This window comes from Novosphingobium sp., from assembly GCF_027486195.1.
Taxonomy (GTDB): Bacteria; Pseudomonadota; Alphaproteobacteria; order Sphingomonadales; family Sphingomonadaceae; genus Novosphingobium.
The window spans coordinates 1-13,393 of record NZ_JAIXPP010000117.1; the positions used below are offsets into that span (position 1 = coordinate 1).

Annotated in this window: 20 protein-coding genes; 6 read left to right on the forward strand and 14 right to left on the reverse strand. The window is 67.4% G+C overall.

The genetic code is table 11. The features are described 5' to 3' along the window. Window positions 1-695: aconitase family protein (locus Q0071_RS19840; RefSeq protein ID WP_298173864.1), on the reverse strand; the 695-nt coding region annotated here is incomplete at its 3' end. Window positions 696-839: 144 nt separating this feature from the next. Here Q0071_RS19840 and Q0071_RS19845 point away from each other — a divergent pair. Then, entirely contained in the window at window positions 840-1,346 is a 507-nt protein-coding gene (locus tag Q0071_RS19845) for a sterol desaturase family protein (RefSeq protein ID WP_298173866.1), read from the forward strand. A gap of 37 nt (window positions 1,347-1,383) precedes the next feature. On the opposite strand, the gene Q0071_RS19850 is transcribed toward Q0071_RS19845, so the two are convergent. The 11 genes from Q0071_RS19850 to Q0071_RS19900 form a co-directional block, all read right to left on the reverse strand. Further along, the gene (locus tag Q0071_RS19850; RefSeq protein WP_298173868.1) at window positions 1,384-1,734 is read right to left on the reverse strand and encodes a YbaN family protein; all 351 of its coding nucleotides are present in this window, start codon (window positions 1,732-1,734) and stop codon (window positions 1,384-1,386) included. A gap of 4 nt (window positions 1,735-1,738) precedes the next feature. Further along, window positions 1,739-2,149 (reverse strand): SufE family protein, encoded by a 411-nt coding sequence (locus tag Q0071_RS19855; protein ID WP_298173870.1) that lies wholly within the window; start codon window positions 2,147-2,149, stop codon window positions 1,739-1,741. 119 nt (window positions 2,150-2,268) lie between these two features. Continuing rightward, window positions 2,269-2,493, reverse strand: a complete 225-nt coding sequence (locus Q0071_RS19860; RefSeq protein WP_298173872.1) for a hypothetical protein — start codon at window positions 2,491-2,493, stop codon at window positions 2,269-2,271. A 19-nt stretch (window positions 2,494-2,512) separates the two neighbouring features. Continuing rightward, a complete protein-coding gene (locus Q0071_RS19865; protein ID WP_298173874.1) occupies window positions 2,513-2,761 on the reverse strand; it encodes a hypothetical protein in 249 nt (82 codons plus the stop codon). Window positions 2,762-2,785: 24 nt separating this feature from the next. Then, window positions 2,786-3,070, reverse strand: a complete 285-nt coding sequence (locus Q0071_RS19870) for a hypothetical protein (RefSeq protein ID WP_298173876.1) — start codon at window positions 3,068-3,070, stop codon at window positions 2,786-2,788. Continuing rightward, window positions 3,067-3,411, reverse strand: a complete 345-nt coding sequence (locus Q0071_RS19875; RefSeq protein ID WP_298173878.1) for a hypothetical protein — start codon at window positions 3,409-3,411, stop codon at window positions 3,067-3,069. The genes Q0071_RS19870 and Q0071_RS19875 overlap by 4 nt, the downstream gene beginning before the upstream one ends. Then, window positions 3,411-3,692, reverse strand: coding sequence for a hypothetical protein (locus Q0071_RS19880; RefSeq protein WP_298173880.1), 282 nt, complete (start codon window positions 3,690-3,692; stop codon window positions 3,411-3,413). The genes Q0071_RS19875 and Q0071_RS19880 overlap by 1 nt, the downstream gene beginning before the upstream one ends. 28 nt (window positions 3,693-3,720) lie before the next feature. Continuing rightward, window positions 3,721-4,104, reverse strand: coding sequence for an envelope stress response membrane protein PspC (gene pspC, locus Q0071_RS19885; RefSeq protein WP_298173882.1), 384 nt, complete (start codon window positions 4,102-4,104; stop codon window positions 3,721-3,723). After that, window positions 4,101-4,409, reverse strand: coding sequence for an envelope stress response membrane protein PspB (gene pspB / locus Q0071_RS19890; protein WP_298173885.1), 309 nt, complete (start codon window positions 4,407-4,409; stop codon window positions 4,101-4,103). Before pspB ends, pspC begins: the two co-directional genes overlap by 4 nt. Window positions 4,410-4,412: 3 nt before the next feature. After that, window positions 4,413-5,228 carry a phage shock protein PspA gene (gene pspA, locus Q0071_RS19895; protein WP_298173887.1) on the reverse strand — a complete coding sequence of 272 codons (816 nt, stop codon included), beginning with the start codon at window positions 5,226-5,228 and terminating at the stop codon, window positions 4,413-4,415. Next, window positions 5,228-5,389: a hypothetical protein gene (locus Q0071_RS19900; protein ID WP_298173889.1), complete on the reverse strand. Its 162-nt coding sequence runs from the start codon at window positions 5,387-5,389 to the stop codon at window positions 5,228-5,230. The genes pspA and Q0071_RS19900 overlap by 1 nt, the downstream gene beginning before the upstream one ends. 184 nt (window positions 5,390-5,573) lie before the next feature. Here Q0071_RS19900 and pspF point away from each other — a divergent pair, with 184 nt between their 5' ends. Then, window positions 5,574-6,611 carry a phage shock protein operon transcriptional activator gene (pspF, locus tag Q0071_RS19905; RefSeq protein WP_298173890.1) on the forward strand — a complete coding sequence of 346 codons (1,038 nt, stop codon included), beginning with the start codon at window positions 5,574-5,576 and terminating at the stop codon, window positions 6,609-6,611. 297 nt (window positions 6,612-6,908) lie between these two features. Continuing rightward, the gene (gene recF, locus Q0071_RS19910) at window positions 6,909-7,982 is read left to right on the forward strand and encodes a DNA replication/repair protein RecF (protein ID WP_298173892.1); all 1,074 of its coding nucleotides are present in this window, start codon (window positions 6,909-6,911) and stop codon (window positions 7,980-7,982) included. 120 nt (window positions 7,983-8,102) lie between these two features. On the opposite strand, the gene Q0071_RS19915 is transcribed toward recF, so the two are convergent. After that, window positions 8,103-8,789 carry an arylesterase gene (locus Q0071_RS19915; RefSeq protein WP_298173894.1) on the reverse strand — a complete coding sequence of 229 codons (687 nt, stop codon included), beginning with the start codon at window positions 8,787-8,789 and terminating at the stop codon, window positions 8,103-8,105. A 57-nt stretch (window positions 8,790-8,846) separates the two neighbouring features. Between Q0071_RS19915 and Q0071_RS19920 the strand changes: the two genes are divergently transcribed. Both Q0071_RS19920 and Q0071_RS19925 read left to right on the forward strand, forming a co-directional pair. Beyond that, the gene (locus tag Q0071_RS19920) at window positions 8,847-9,572 is read left to right on the forward strand and encodes an ABC transporter ATP-binding protein (RefSeq protein ID WP_298173896.1); all 726 of its coding nucleotides are present in this window, start codon (window positions 8,847-8,849) and stop codon (window positions 9,570-9,572) included. A gap of 73 nt (window positions 9,573-9,645) precedes the next feature. After that, entirely contained in the window at window positions 9,646-12,192 is a 2,547-nt protein-coding gene (locus Q0071_RS19925; RefSeq protein WP_298173897.1) for an FtsX-like permease family protein, read from the forward strand. Window positions 12,193-12,317: 125 nt separating this feature from the next. On the opposite strand, the gene Q0071_RS19930 is transcribed toward Q0071_RS19925, so the two are convergent. Further along, the gene (locus tag Q0071_RS19930) at window positions 12,318-12,746 is read right to left on the reverse strand and encodes a DUF805 domain-containing protein (RefSeq protein ID WP_298173899.1); all 429 of its coding nucleotides are present in this window, start codon (window positions 12,744-12,746) and stop codon (window positions 12,318-12,320) included. A gap of 207 nt (window positions 12,747-12,953) precedes the next feature. Here Q0071_RS19930 and Q0071_RS19935 point away from each other — a divergent pair. Beyond that, a partial coding sequence (locus tag Q0071_RS19935) for a GTP-binding protein (RefSeq protein WP_298173901.1) occupies window positions 12,954-13,393 on the forward strand: 440 nt, incomplete at its 3' end.

Sequence of the window (13,393 nt, forward strand, 5' to 3'; positions counted from 1 at the left end):
ACGGTGAGGCGGCCTTCGATCGAGAGGTCGCGGATGACCTGGCCGGTATATTCGATCACATGGCCGGTGCCGCCCGCCGCGCCGAGCACGCCGGTGATGTGGAGGACGACATCCTTGGCGGTGACGCCGGGGAGCAGCGTGCCTTCGACGCGGACTTCCATGGTCTTGGAGCGCTTCAGGAGCAGCGTCTGCGTGGCGAGTACATGCTCGACCTCGCTCGTGCCGATGCCGAAGGCGAGCGCGCCGAGGCCGCCGTGGCAGGCGGTGTGGCTATCGCCGCAGACGATGGTCGCGCCGGGGAGCGAGAAGCCCTGCTCCGGCCCGACGACGTGGACGATGCCCTGCTCCGCATCTGCATCGCCGATATAGCGGATGCCGAAGGCGGGCGCGTTGGCTTCGAGTGCTTCGAGCTGCGCGGCGCTCTCGCGATCGGCAATGGCGACGCGCGCGCCGTGGGAATCGCGGCGGGCGGTGGTCGGCAGGTTGTGATCGGGCACCGCGAGGGTGAGATCGGGGCGGCGCACCTTGCGCCCGGTAAGGCGCAGCGCCTCGAACGCCTGCGGGCTCGTCACTTCATGGACGAGGTGGCGGTCGATGTAGACGAGGCTGGTGCCATCGTCGCGATCCTCGACGACGTGGGCGGCCCAGATCTTTTCGTAGAGCGTTTTGGCGGTGCCAGATGCGATAGTGGTCATGGTATGGCGCGCTAGACCCGGCGCGGGGGCATTTCAAGGCGTGGCAGCGGCCAGCGGCGCAATTTTGTTGCCCGTTGGGGGCATTTCAGACCTGCCCGAGAGGATCGCTGGGAACGCGGCGCGTGGTGGTGTAGAGGGCTGCGCATGATTCAGTTCCTGATCGTGTTCGCAACCGTATGGGCGATGGAGTTCGTGGCGTGGAGCAGCCACAAGTATGTCATGCACGGCTTCGGCTGGGCCTGGCACCGCGACCATCACGAGCCGCATGACAGCTTTTTCGAGCGCAACGACCTTTATGCCGTGGTCGGCGCGGCGATCTCGATCAGCGGGTTCATGATCGGCAGTCCGCTGGTGGCCGGCGCCTATGCCTGGTGGCCGGCGACGTGGATCGGCGTGGGCGTGCTGATCTACGGGATCATCTATACACTGATCCACGACGGCCTCGTCCACCAGCGCTGGTTCAAGTATGTGCCGCGCAAGGGCTATTTCAAGCGGGTGGTGCAGGCGCACAAGCTGCACCATGCGACGATCGGCAAGGAAGGCGGGGTGAGCTTCGGCTTCATCATCGCGCTCGATCCGGCCAAGCTGAAGCAGGAACTGCGGCGGCAAAGAGCGGCGGGGATTGCCGTGGTGCGCGACGCGGTGGATTGAGGTTCGCGTAGGCCCGAAAAATGGGGACTGTCCCTATTTATTCGTTGCGGGTCCAGATCCAGGTGCCGCTGATTGCCATGACGGCGACCGGGATCAGCACCCAGGGCCAGCCGGCGGTGAGGCCGGTGACCACGACCGAGACGGCCATGGCGATCAGCGCGGCCCATTTGGCGCGGCGGGGGATGGCACGGCGCTGGCGCCAATCGAGCAGCAGCGGGCCGTAAGTCGGGTGATTGAGCAGGCGCTGCTCCCACACCGGATTGCCGCGCGCGAAACAGAACAGCGCGAGCAGCAGGAACGGCACCGTGGGGAGTAGCGGCAGGAAGGCGCCGACTGTGCCGATGCCAACGAACATGAGGCCAGCGCCGGTCCAGAGGTGGCGGCGCATGTAGCTACCCCTGCGCGATCCGCGCGGCGTGTTCGCGCACGAGGGCGATCATGTTGGGGACGCCTTGCGTGCGGTTCGAGGAGAGCTGGTTCTTCAAGTCGAACGGCGCGAGGACAGCGGCAATATCGGTTTCGGCGACTTCGCCGGCCGGCCGGTCCTGCACCGCGGCGAGGACGAGCGCGACGATGCCCTTGGTGATCGCGGCGTTGCTGTCTGCGAGGAAATGCAGCGCATTGCCATCTGCCGCGACGGGATAGACCCAGACGCTGGCCGAACAGCCGCGCACGAGGGTGGCGTCGGTCTTCAGCGCTTCGGGCATGGGTTCCAGCTTGCGGCCGAGATCGATCAGCAGACGGTAGCGTTCGTCCGCATCGAGGAATTCATACTCTTCAAGGATGTCGTCGAGCTGGCTCATGGGCGGCGGACATAGCGGATTGGGCGCAGTGGGCAAGACGGTAGAAAGTACCCCTCCGGCCCGCCTGCGGCGGGCCACCTCCCCCTGTGTGCTGCGCAAAAATGGGGAGGACGAAGGGATCAGATATCCACGCCCGCCGCGATGGCTTCGAGCTTGCGCAGGCGTTCCTTGATGTCGCTGAGGTCGATCCGGCCAAGCGCGTGGGCTGTGCCTTGTTCCGGGCGGGCGAGCTGCGCGCGCTGGAGATCGAGCCAGTTGTTCCACGCGGTGAGTGCAGTGCGGGCAAGGATCGCGATGGCCACCAGCGTGGCGGCGGCGAGCACGGCGGCTGTTGTGAAGGGCATGGCGGCTCTCTCCTTCGTCTCAGTGTTCGCGCAGGGCTTCGATATCCTGCGCGAGGCGGCTGGCATCGCGGCCATCGGTGAGGATGCGTTCGAGCACTTCGACCCGCTTGCGCAGTTCGATGACTTCGCGTTCGAGCGCCGGATCAGGCCGGCTGGCATTGCGCAGTTCGGCGAGCGGGTGGCCAAGGCCGGCCTCGTAACGGGCGCTGCGCATCTTGGCCCAGGCGAGGATCGCGACGATCGCGACAATGGCGCTCCAGAAGCTCATGGATCAGTCCTCAGGTGACGGGGTTCAGTTGGCGGTTGCGGTGCGCAGGTCTTCGATCTCGCTGGCGAGCGCGGCAACTTCCTGGCCCTGGCGATCGGTGGCGATGCGTTCGAGGACGCGGACCCGCTGCTCCAGCTTCTGCGCCTGCGCGGCAAAGCTGGCGGCCTGTTCGGCGCTTTCCTTGGCAGCGAGTTCGAGCTTGCGCTCCTTGAAGGCAATGCGGCGCTTGTAGACATCGGCGGCAACCCCGAAGATCGAGATCAGGCCGATCATCAGCGCGGCAAAGGCAATCGCATCGGCGGCGTTCATTGCTTGGTGCTCCTGGCCGGATCGGACGCGCGCAGCGCCTCGATCTCGTGTGTCAACTGGTAGCCGCTGTCGGTCACGATGCGCTCGACATTGGCGAGGCGATCCTTGACCGAGCCGAGTTCGGCGCGAAGCTGGGCGTTTTCCTGGCTGAGCAGCTTGATCCGCTCCTGCTCGGCAGTGCTGGTCTTGGGATAGACCGCCTGCCCCCAGGCGCCATCAAGCGGATAGCCGTGGCGGATGCGCAGCCAGGTGGTCAGCACCCAGCCACCGAGCGTGGCCAGCGCGATCGTGCTGATCAGCGGGGTGAGTTCCACGAGTTTCGAGATTTCCTCGGCGCCCATCAGTTCCTCCCGTGTTCGATGGCCGAGCCATCCCGGCGCGCCGAATCCCGCAGCGCCTCGATCTGGCTGGCGACGTCGTAGCTCTTGTCGGTGACGATGGCTTCGAGGACGCGGACCCGTTCTTCGAGCGCGGTGGCGCGGGCGGCGGCCTGGTTGCCGACTTCGCCCAGCGCCTTGGCGCGGATTTCCTCGATCTTGCGCTGGTGCTGGGTCCAGATCGCGAGGACCGGGATCAGGAGCGCGAGGATCGGGATCATCAGCGCGAGTGTACCGTTGTCCATGGAAATTCCCCCGGGGAGGTTCAGGCGATCAGCGCAGCTTCTCGATCTCTGCCGAGAGGCGCGGATTGCCCGAAACGTAGAACTGTTCGACTTCGGCGAGGCGGCGGTCGATATCGCGGAAGGTGCTGCGCACTTCCCGTGCGGTGCGGGCCGGCGACTGGCGCACGCCCTGCCAGAACTTCTGCTCTTCGCGGTCGACATAGAGCCGGGCAGGCTTCTTTTCGGCCAGGAAGCCCAGCGCGAAGTAGATCAGGAACGGCCAACCCATCGAGAAGGCAAGGACAAGGAAGCCGAGGCGGACCCACAGGACATCGATCCCGGTGTAGTCGGCGATGCCGGAGCACACGCCCATGAACTTGCCATTGACCTTGTCGCGATAGAACTTGGTGCGTTGGGGCAGCTGGTTGCTCATTTGGAAATCCCCCTCTGCTGCGCGACCAGACGGTCCAGCTCGCGCAATTTCTGATTGTCGGCGTCGAGATCGGGCAGAACCCGAGCGGGACGGAATTCCGGATTGTCGGCGGCGACGAGGCGTTCGACGGTGTCCATGCGTTCATCGAGGCGGCGGGCGAGCTGATAGAGCTCGTCAAGAAGCGCCTCATCCCCCGAGGTGAGCGTGGCGGCGGTTTTCCACTTGGTGATGAAGTGGAGCACGATCCACGGGAAGGCGATGAACAGCGAGACCATCGCGATCAGCGGGACAAAAATCTCTTCCATGGATCAGCCCTCCTTGGTGCCGGTCTGGCCGAGCGCGCGCTTCATCGCCTCGAGTTCCTCGTCGACCTTGTCCTGCCCGGCGAGCGCGGCGATTTCGTCCGCGAGATTGGGCTGGGCGCCATCGGCGAGGCTGAGCGCATCGGCGCGGCCTTCGGCATAATCGACGCGGCGTTCGAGCTGGTCGAAGCGCGAGAGAGCCTCATCCACGCGTTCGCTGGTCATCAGCGTGCGCAGGCGGACGCGGTTTTCGGCGCTTTCGAGGCGGGCAGCGATCGCGGTCTGGCGGCTGCGGGCTTCGCGCAGGCGGGTCTGCAGCTTTTCGATGTCAGCCTCGTAGGCGCGCATCGAATCGTCGAGCACCTTGATTTCGCCGGCAAGCTGCGCGCCCATGTCGGCGGCCTTGTTCTTTTCGACGAGCGCGGCGCGGGCGAGGTCTTCGCGGCCCTTGGAAAGGGCGAGCTGGGCCTTGTCCGCCCAATCGGCCTGGAGCCGATCGAGCTTTGCGACGTGGCGGGCCATTTCCTTCTGATCGGCGATGGTGCGGGCGGCAGAGGCGCGCACTTCGACGAGGGTTTCCTCCATCTCCATGATGATCATGCGGATCATCTTGGCCGGGTCATCCGCCTTGTCGAGCAGGTCGTTGAAGTTGGCGGCGATGATGTCGCGGGTGCGGGAGAAGATGCCCATCAGGTTGGCTCCGGTGGTAAACGAGGCGGAAGGCCGCGGGGTTTCGGTATCGGGACGGCGTAGCGCACCAAGCTCGATTTCGAAACGGGATTGCGAGCGCCCGACTGGCTTGAAGGGCGTGTCCGCGCCCATCAGGCGAGCTCACCCGTGATCGCGGCGCTGGAGGCGACGACCTGGGGAGCGGCGGCAGAAACCGGGCGGGTGGCGACGGCGACGTTGAGCGCCATCATCGCTGCGATGCTGATCAGCGCCGCGCGGCCGAGCTGGGTCGAGAAGAAGCGGGCAGTGTACATCGAAAGTCTCCTGTTGGTTCCCTGTGCGGGAATTGATCCTTGCTTTGCATGGGGCGTGCCAAACTGCAGAAGGCCAGCAATTCCGGCGTTTTGGCAGATCAGCGGAATCGCTTATGTGGGGATTCTTGCCTAGGCTTGGGAATTTCTGCTAGACCTTGGGACAGACTACGAAGCGGGGCGCTCCATGGATCGCGAAGTCCAGTTCATCGGCCAATCGAGCGCCTTCCTCGATGCGGTGGAGCGCGCCAGCCGCGCCGCGCCAATGCGCCGCCCGGTGCTGGTGATCGGTGAGCGCGGGACCGGCAAGGAACTGATCGCCGAACGCCTCCACCGCCTCTCCACGCGGTGGCAGGAACCGCTGGTGACGATGAACTGTGCAGCGCTGCCCGAGACCTTGATCGAGGCGGAGCTGTTCGGACACGAGGCGGGCGCCTTTACCGGCGCGACGCGGGCGCGAGCGGGCAGGTTTGAAGAGGCCCATGGCGGCACCCTGTTCCTCGACGAGCTGGGCACGCTTTCGATGGGCGCGCAGGAGCGGCTGCTGCGCGCGGTGGAATATGGCGAAGTGGCGCGGATCGGGGCGAACAAGCCGATCATGGTCGATGTGCGGATCGTGGCGGCGACCAACGAGAACTTGCCGAAAATGGCCGACGAAGGGCGCTTCCGGCCTGACTTGCTCGACCGGCTGAGCTTCGAGGTGATCACGCTCCCCCCACTGCGCGTGCGCGAGGGGGATATTGCGGTGCTGGCCGACTACTATGCGCGGCGCATGGCAGCAGAGCTGGGCTGGCCAAGCTGGCCGGGCTTTGCCGTGCACGTGGCGAAGCAGATGGAAGACTACGCCTGGCCGGGCAATGTGCGCGAGCTGCGCAACGTGGTGGAGCGTGCGGTCTATCGCTGGGACGACCCTTCGCGCGCGATCGGGCATATCCAGTTCGATCCGTTCGAAAGCCCGTGGCGGCCGGCAGGGGCGGCGGCGGCAACGGTGAAGACGGCGGGGAGCGCGGCGGCGGAGGCCCCTGCCCCTGTGGTTCAGCACGATCTGGATGGCGTGTGCGACTTGCGCGGTGCAGTCGATGCGCACGAGCGGGCAATCCTGGAGCACCATCTGGGGCGCAACCGCTATAACCAGCGGCAGACGGCAAAGGCGCTGGGGCTGACCTACGACCAGCTGCGGCACTGCCTGAAGAAGCACGGGCTGCTGGAGCGGGGTGAGGGTTAGAGTTCCGGGACTTGCGCTGCGGCGCGGGGAAGAGATTTTCGCGCAGAGATCGCAGAGGCGCGGAGAAAGGAAAAATGGTTCGCGCAGAGCGCGCAGAGATCGCTGAGATGTTCATCTTGCGGCGAAGCCGCGCTACCATTTCCTGAGGTCGTTTCTCAGAAGAGAGCCTGCGGCGCACTCAACATCTTTGCGAACTCTGCGATCTCTGCGCGAGAATCATTTTCTCCGCGCCTCTGCGCCTCTGCGCGAGACCCCTTCCTTTTGCGCCTCCGAGCGAAACCATCTAACGGCTGAATGATGCCCCTCACCCGCCTCACCTTACGCGATTTTCGCAACCATGGCGCGACGCGGCTGGAGGAGACAGCGCGCTTCAACGTTCTGATCGGGGAGAACGGCGCCGGGAAAACCAATGTGCTGGAGGCGATCTCGCTGCTCTCGCCAGGGCGCGGCCTGCGGCGTGCGCAGCCGGCGGAAATGGCGGCGCGCGGCGGGGATGGCAGCTTTGCCGTGGCGGCGGAACTGGGCGGCGGCGACGTGGCGCTTGCGACCGCGACCACGCCCGCAGCACCGGGGCGGCGGACGGTGCGCATCAACGGCGCGGAAGGGCCGGCGGCGCGGCTGGGCGAATGGCTTTCGATCACCTGGCTGACGCCTGCGATGGACCGCCTGTTTGCCGAAGGCGCGGGGGCGCGGCGGCGGTTCCTCGACCGGCTGGTGCTGGCGGTGGAGCCGGGGCATGCGCGGGTCGCCAGCCGCTATGAGACGGCGCTGCGCGAGCGGAACCGGCTGCTGGAAGGACCGGGGGAGCCTGATCCGCTGTGGCTCGACGGGATCGAAGTCGGCCTCGCCGAAGCGGGCGCGGAACTGGCGCGGGCGCGGGCGGGACTGATCGCTGGGCTGGCGGGCGCGCTGGCGGATCTGCCCGAGGCGCCGTTTGCGCGGCCGGCGCTAGCCTATGGCGCGGGCGGGCCGGTTGAGGCGGAGGCCTTGCGCGCGGCTTTGCGCGATGGGCGGCGGCGCGACCGCGCGGCGGGGCGGACTTTGACCGGGCCGCACCGCGATGATCTGGGCGTTACGCTGGCGGCCAAGGCTGCACCGGCGGCGGATTGTTCGACCGGCGAGCAGAAGGCGATGCTGATTTCGATCGTGCTCGCCCATGCGGCGCTGACGGCAGGCGCGCGGCCGCAAGTGCTGCTGCTGGATGAAATCGCGGCGCATCTCGATCCGGTGCGGCGCGCGGCCTTGTATGAGCGGCTGGCCGAGGCGGGCGCGCAAGTGTGGATGACCGGGACGGAGCTTGCGCCGTTCGAGGGTCTGGGCGCGGACGCAGCGGTGTGGCGCGTGGCAGATGGGGCGGTGGTGCGGGAGTAGGTCCCACGGGTCGTCATTGCGAGCGTAGCGAAGCAATCCAGAGCGGTAGTGCGCGGCGCTCTGGATTGCTTCGCTACGCTCGCAATGACGAAGTTTATGTGGAGATGGTGAGGGCGGACCCTAGCGCTCTGTCGCCGCTTTGAGCGCCTTGGCCACATCGTCTTTGGTCGCCGCGACGATCCGGTTCACGCCTTCGGCCGTGGGGTGGATGTGATCATCGAGCAGAAGCTTGTCGTTGCCGATCACCGCTTGCAGGAAGAACGGTACGAGCGGCGCTTTGTGCTTGGCGGCGAGCGCGGGGAAAATGGGGTTGAAGGCGCTGACGTAGTCCTTCCCCATGTTGGGCGCGGCGAGCATGCCGGTGAGCATCGCGGGGATGTGGCGCTTGTCGAGTTCCGTCAGGATGGCATCGAGATTGGCGCGCGTTTCGGCGGGCGGCAGGCCGCGCAGCATGTCGTTGCCGCCGAGGCCGACGAGGACGAGCGCGGGCTTCACCTTCTGGTTGTCGAGCGTGAACGCGAGCCGTTCGCGCGCGGCGGCGGTGGTATCGCCCGAGACGCCGGCATTGACGACGCGGGCCTTGATGCCGCCGGCGTTGAGCGCGGCTTCGAGGCGGGGCGGATAGCCCTCACCCGGTGCGAGACGGTAGCCGGCGTAGAGGCTGTCTCCGAAGGCGAGGATGACGGGCGCATCGGCGGGAATGGCGGGCGCGGCGACGGCGGCCTGCGTCTGGAGGGCTTCGGGCGGCGGCGCTGGTTGGGAACAGGCGGCAATCGCAAGGGCAAGCAGCGGGATCAGGCGGCGCATCGGGAGTCCTCAAGGGCTAGGTTGCGAGGTGCAACCCATTCGTGGCAATAGCGGGAAGTGACAAGTACCGCCACCGGCTCGCCCTCCCCTGCCCCCCTGATCCCAGCCCCCGTCATCGACGCGCGTGATCTGACGCTGAGCCTTGGACAGGGCGAGGCGCGGGTGGATGTGCTGCGCGGGGTGAGCCTTGCGGTCATGCCGGGGGAGACGGTCGCGCTGCTGGGACCTTCGGGTTCGGGCAAGAGCTCGCTGCTGGCGGTGCTGGCGGGGCTGGAGCGCGCGGGAAGCGGGAGCCTCAGCGTGGCGGGGCAGGACTTCATGGGCCTTTCCGAGGATGCGCTGGCGGCGGCGCGGCGCGGGCGGATCGGGGTGGTGCTGCAGGCATTCCACTTGCTGCCGACGATGACTGCGCTGGAAAACGTGGCGACTCCGATGGAACTGGCGGGGGTGCGCGATGCTTCGCCGAGCGCGCGCGCGGCGCTGGAGGCGGTGGGCCTTGCGCACCGCATGGGGCACTATCCGGCGCAGCTTTCGGGCGGCGAGCAGCAGCGCGTGGCGATTGCCCGCGCACTGGCGCCGAGCCCGGCGCTGGTCTTTGCCGACGAGCCGACGGGGAACCTTGACCATGCCAATGGCGAGGCGGTGGCGGAATTGCTGTTTGCGCAAGTCAGGCAAGTGGGCGCGACCTTGCTGATGGTGACGCATGACGAGGCGCTGGCGCAGCGCTGCGGGCGGATCGTGCGGCTGGAAGATGGGCAGATCGTTTCGGACAGCGCGTTGTGAGCTGTGGGGCGCTGCCGAACCTCGCCGTGAGCGTGGATACCCCTCCCCAACCCCTCCCCATCGGGGAGAGGCTATGATGGGTCGGTGGAGCCTTGCCTGGCGGCTGGCGCGGCGGGGGCTGGACTGGCGGTTTCGCGGGCTGCGGCTGCTGATCGTTTGCCTAGTGCTGGGGACGGCGGCGCTTTCGGCCATTGGAACGCTGACGGGCGGGATCGGGCGTGAGCTGGCGGCGCGCGGGCAATCCATGCTCGGCGGCGATCTGGAGCTGACGCTGGCGGGGCGCGCGGCGGCGGCCGACGAGCTGGCGGCGATACGCGGGCTGGGCACGGTTTCGCAGGGGGTTCGCTTGCAGGCGATGGCGCGCCGGGCCGAGAGTGCGGACGATGCGGTGCCTGTGGAGCTTAAGGCGGTCGATGCGCGCTGGCCGCTGTATGGCGCGTTCACTGTGGAAGGTGGGCGCAAGGCAGGCGCGCCGCAGGGGATGACCGCGTGGATCGATCCCGGCGTGGGCGACCGGCTGGGGGTCAAGGCGGGTGACCGGCTGAAGATCGGTCAGGCCGAACTCATCATCGGCGGCGTGATCGCGGGCGAGCCGGACCGCCTTTCCGAAGGCTTTGCGCTGGGTCCGACGGTGATCGTGAGCGAGGAAGCGCTCGCTGCCTCGGGGCTGGTGCAAGTCGGCTCTATGGCGCGGTGGAAGTACCGGCTGCGACTGGCGGACAAGGCCGATCCGGCGGCGCTGGCGGATAGCTTCAAGACGCGGTTTGCGAGCAGCGGCTTTCAGGTGCGTACGCGCGACAAGGCTTCGCCGGGGCTGGACCGGTTTGTCGAGCGGATGGGGCAGTTTCTGGTGCTGGTGGCGCTGGCGGCGCTGGGGATTGCGGGAATCGGGATTGCGGGGGGCGTGTCCTCCTACCTTGAGGCGCGGCGGGCGAGCATTGCGACCTTGAAGATATTAGGCGCGGATGCGGGCGATATTGTGCGGATCTATCTGCTGCAGATCGCGGCGGCAGCCTTGGCGGCGATTGCGCTGGGGCTGCTGCTGGGTGTGGGCATAACGCCGCTGCTGGCGCGGGCGCTGGAGGGGCTGCTGCCGATTCCGCCGGGGTTCACCGTGGATGCGGGGGCGCTGGCGGTTGCCGGGGCTTATGGTCTGCTGATTGCGCTGACCTTTGCCGCGCCGCCGCTGCTGGACGCGCGGCGGGTGCCGGCTATGGCTTTGCTGCGCGCGCGGGTGGCGCCGCTGGGGCGCGGCTGGCGCGTTCCGCTGTGGGTGCTGCCGGTGGGCCTTGGGCTGAGCGGGATTGCGGCGCTGGCGGTGCTGACCTCGCCGCAGCCTATGCTGGCAGCCGGGTTCCTCGGCGGAGCAGCGGCGGTGTTTGCGCTGCTCGCGCTGATCGGGCGGGGCCTTTCGTGGCTGGCAGCGCGGCTGCCCCGGCCCAAGCGGCCACTGCTGCGCATGGCGCTGGGCAATCTGCACCGGCCGGGGGCGCAGACATCGGCCTTGGTGGTGGCGCTGGGCTTTGCGCTGGCGGCCTTCGTGCTGCTGGCTGCGGTGCAGACGAGCATCGATGCCAATATCGCCAAGCGCGTACCGCAGCGGGCGCCGGATTACTTCGTGCTCGACGTGCCGCGCGGTGCCGGGGCGGAAACGTTCAAGGCGCTGGTGCGGCGCGAGGCGCCGGGCGCGGCGGTGCGGATGGTGCCTTCGATGCGCGGCGCGGTGCTGGCCTATGGGCCGGAGGGCGCGATGACCGAGGTCGCGACGCTCAAGGCGATCCCCGAGGATTCGTGGCTGCTGCGCGGCGACCGGGGGCTGACCTATGCCGCAGATATCCCGCAAGGCAACGTGCTGAGCGCCGGGCACTGGTGGCCGAAGGACTACAAGGGCGAACCGCTGGTTTCGGTCGACGAGGATCAGGCGAAAGCCATTGGCCTCAAGGTGGGCGACAGGCTGCGCATCAGCCTGCTCGGCACCGAGCGTGAGGCGCGGGTCGCATCGCTGCGGCGGATCGACTGGTCCTCGTTCGGGTTCAACTATGCGCTGGTGTTCAGCCCCAATGCGCTGGAAGACGCGCCGCATACCTTTGCCGCGACGATCACGCTTGCAGCGCCCGAGAAGCGGCAGGCCGTGCGGCGCGCGATCCTTTCGGGGCTGGTGAAGGCGCTGCCGGAAAGCTCGGTGATCGAGGTGGGTCCGGTGCTGGGCCAGGCGCGCACCTTGCTGGGGCAAGTCGGCACCGCGATCTTTGCAGCGGCGAGCGTGGCGGTGCTGGCTGGGCTGGCCGTGCTGGCGGGCGCGATCGCGGCGGCGCGGGCGGCGCGGCAGTATGACAGCGTGATCCTGCGCGTGCTTGGCGCTAGCCGGGGGCAGCTCCTCGCGCTGTTGGCGGCGGAATATGCGCTGCTTTGCACGGTGCTGGCGCTGGTGGCGCTGGTGCTGGGCGGAGGCACGGCGTGGCTGGTGATCGTGCAGCTGTTCGAATTCGACTGGGCGCCGGACTGGGGGCGCGTGCTGGGCGTTCTGGCTGGAGGCGTGGCGCTGGTGATGGTGCTGGCGGTGGCGGGATCGCTATCGGTGCTGCGGACCCGGCCGGCGGAGGCGCTGCGGGCGCTCTGATTTATGACCCCTCCCCCGTTCGGGGGAGGCTGGGTGGGGGCGCGCGGCGGTGCGTACACACGAGAGGCCGAACCCCCTCCCCCAACCCCTCCCCTCCGGGAGGGGGGCAACAGGTTGCGCTTGGTCTACCGGAACACGTCGATATCGTTGGGGTTCTTGGGATCGAAGCCGTAGCGGTTCGGGCCGCGCGTGCCTTCGAGGCACATCAGGACGAGCAGCGCAAAACCGCCGAAGAAGGGGAGGAACATGAGCAGCAGCAGCCAGCCGGTGCGGTCCTGATCGTGCAGGCGGCGCACCGAAACGGCGAGCGCGGGGATGAAGCTCACCAGCGCGAACAGGCTGCCGATCGCTCCGCCTCCGCCCGTCAGGCGGCTGCCATAGCTGAAGCCGGTGCCAAAGTCCGTAGAGGTGCGGGCGACCTCGTTGGTGCCGAACAGCGCGTTGAGCACCACGAAGACCAGTACCCAGAACAGCACGAACATCCAGTATTCGCGGCGGCGCGAGCGGCCGGTGAACTCGAAGTAGCGGCGGTAGGGCAGCAGCATCCAGTTCATCGCGCAGGGACCTTTCGTGATACCATGACGGCAGCTTGAGCCATCAATCGGCATTTGAGGCAAGGGTTGCTGCGCATTGCACGCTGGCCACCCTTGCCGCATCGCACAATTCCGGGTAAGCGCGCGTCGATGACCCGGCCTTAACGCTGGGCACGGCGTCCTGCCTGCGGCCTGCGCTGATCCCGTGATTCTATCGAAAGCGTCTTCATGTCCAATACCCTGCGCAATATCGCGATCATCGCGCACGTCGACCACGGCAAGACCACGCTGGTGGACCAGCTGTTCCGCCAGTCCGGCACGTTCCGCGACAACCAGCGCGTGGAAGAGCGCGCGATGGATTCGAACGACCTCGAAAAGGAGCGCGGGATCACCATTCTCGCCAAGTGCACCTCGGTCGAATGGAACGGCACGCACATCAACATCGTCGATACCCCGGGCCACGCCGACTTCGGCGGCGAGGTGGAGCGTATCCTGAGCATGGTGGACGGCGTGATCCTGCTGGTGGACAGCAGCGAAGGCGCGATGCCGCAGACCAAGTTCGTGACCGGCAAGGCACTGGCGCTGGGTCTCAAGCCCATCGTCGTCGTCAACAAGATCGACCGTCCCGATGGCCGTCCGCAGGAAGTGCTCGACGAAGTGTTCGACCT

Coding starts and splice junctions, on each gene's coding strand:
- Q0071_RS19845 (WP_298173866.1), top strand. CDS start 840: ATGATTCAGTTCCTGATCGTGTTCGCAACCGTATGGGCGATGGAGTTC.
- Q0071_RS19850 (WP_298173868.1), bottom strand. CDS start 1,734: ATGCGCCGCCACCTCTGGACCGGCGCTGGCCTCATGTTCGTTGGCATC.
- Q0071_RS19855 (WP_298173870.1), bottom strand. CDS start 2,149: ATGAGCCAGCTCGACGACATCCTTGAAGAGTATGAATTCCTCGATGCG.
- Q0071_RS19860 (WP_298173872.1), bottom strand. CDS start 2,493: ATGCCCTTCACAACAGCCGCCGTGCTCGCCGCCGCCACGCTGGTGGCC.
- Q0071_RS19865 (WP_298173874.1), bottom strand. CDS start 2,761: ATGAGCTTCTGGAGCGCCATTGTCGCGATCGTCGCGATCCTCGCCTGG.
- Q0071_RS19870 (WP_298173876.1), bottom strand. CDS start 3,070: ATGAACGCCGCCGATGCGATTGCCTTTGCCGCGCTGATGATCGGCCTG.
- Q0071_RS19875 (WP_298173878.1), bottom strand. CDS start 3,411: ATGGGCGCCGAGGAAATCTCGAAACTCGTGGAACTCACCCCGCTGATC.
- Q0071_RS19880 (WP_298173880.1), bottom strand. CDS start 3,692: ATGGACAACGGTACACTCGCGCTGATGATCCCGATCCTCGCGCTCCTG.
- pspC (WP_298173882.1), bottom strand. CDS start 4,104: ATGAGCAACCAGCTGCCCCAACGCACCAAGTTCTATCGCGACAAGGTC.
- pspB (WP_298173885.1), bottom strand. CDS start 4,409: ATGGAAGAGATTTTTGTCCCGCTGATCGCGATGGTCTCGCTGTTCATC.
- pspA (WP_298173887.1), bottom strand. CDS start 5,228: ATGGGCGCGGACACGCCCTTCAAGCCAGTCGGGCGCTCGCAATCCCGT.
- Q0071_RS19900 (WP_298173889.1), bottom strand. CDS start 5,389: ATGTACACTGCCCGCTTCTTCTCGACCCAGCTCGGCCGCGCGGCGCTG.
- pspF (WP_298173890.1), top strand. CDS start 5,574: ATGGATCGCGAAGTCCAGTTCATCGGCCAATCGAGCGCCTTCCTCGAT.
- recF (WP_298173892.1), top strand. CDS start 6,909: ATGCCCCTCACCCGCCTCACCTTACGCGATTTTCGCAACCATGGCGCG.
- Q0071_RS19915 (WP_298173894.1), bottom strand. CDS start 8,789: ATGCGCCGCCTGATCCCGCTGCTTGCCCTTGCGATTGCCGCCTGTTCC.
- Q0071_RS19925 (WP_298173897.1), top strand. CDS start 9,646: ATGATGGGTCGGTGGAGCCTTGCCTGGCGGCTGGCGCGGCGGGGGCTG.
- Q0071_RS19930 (WP_298173899.1), bottom strand. CDS start 12,746: ATGAACTGGATGCTGCTGCCCTACCGCCGCTACTTCGAGTTCACCGGC.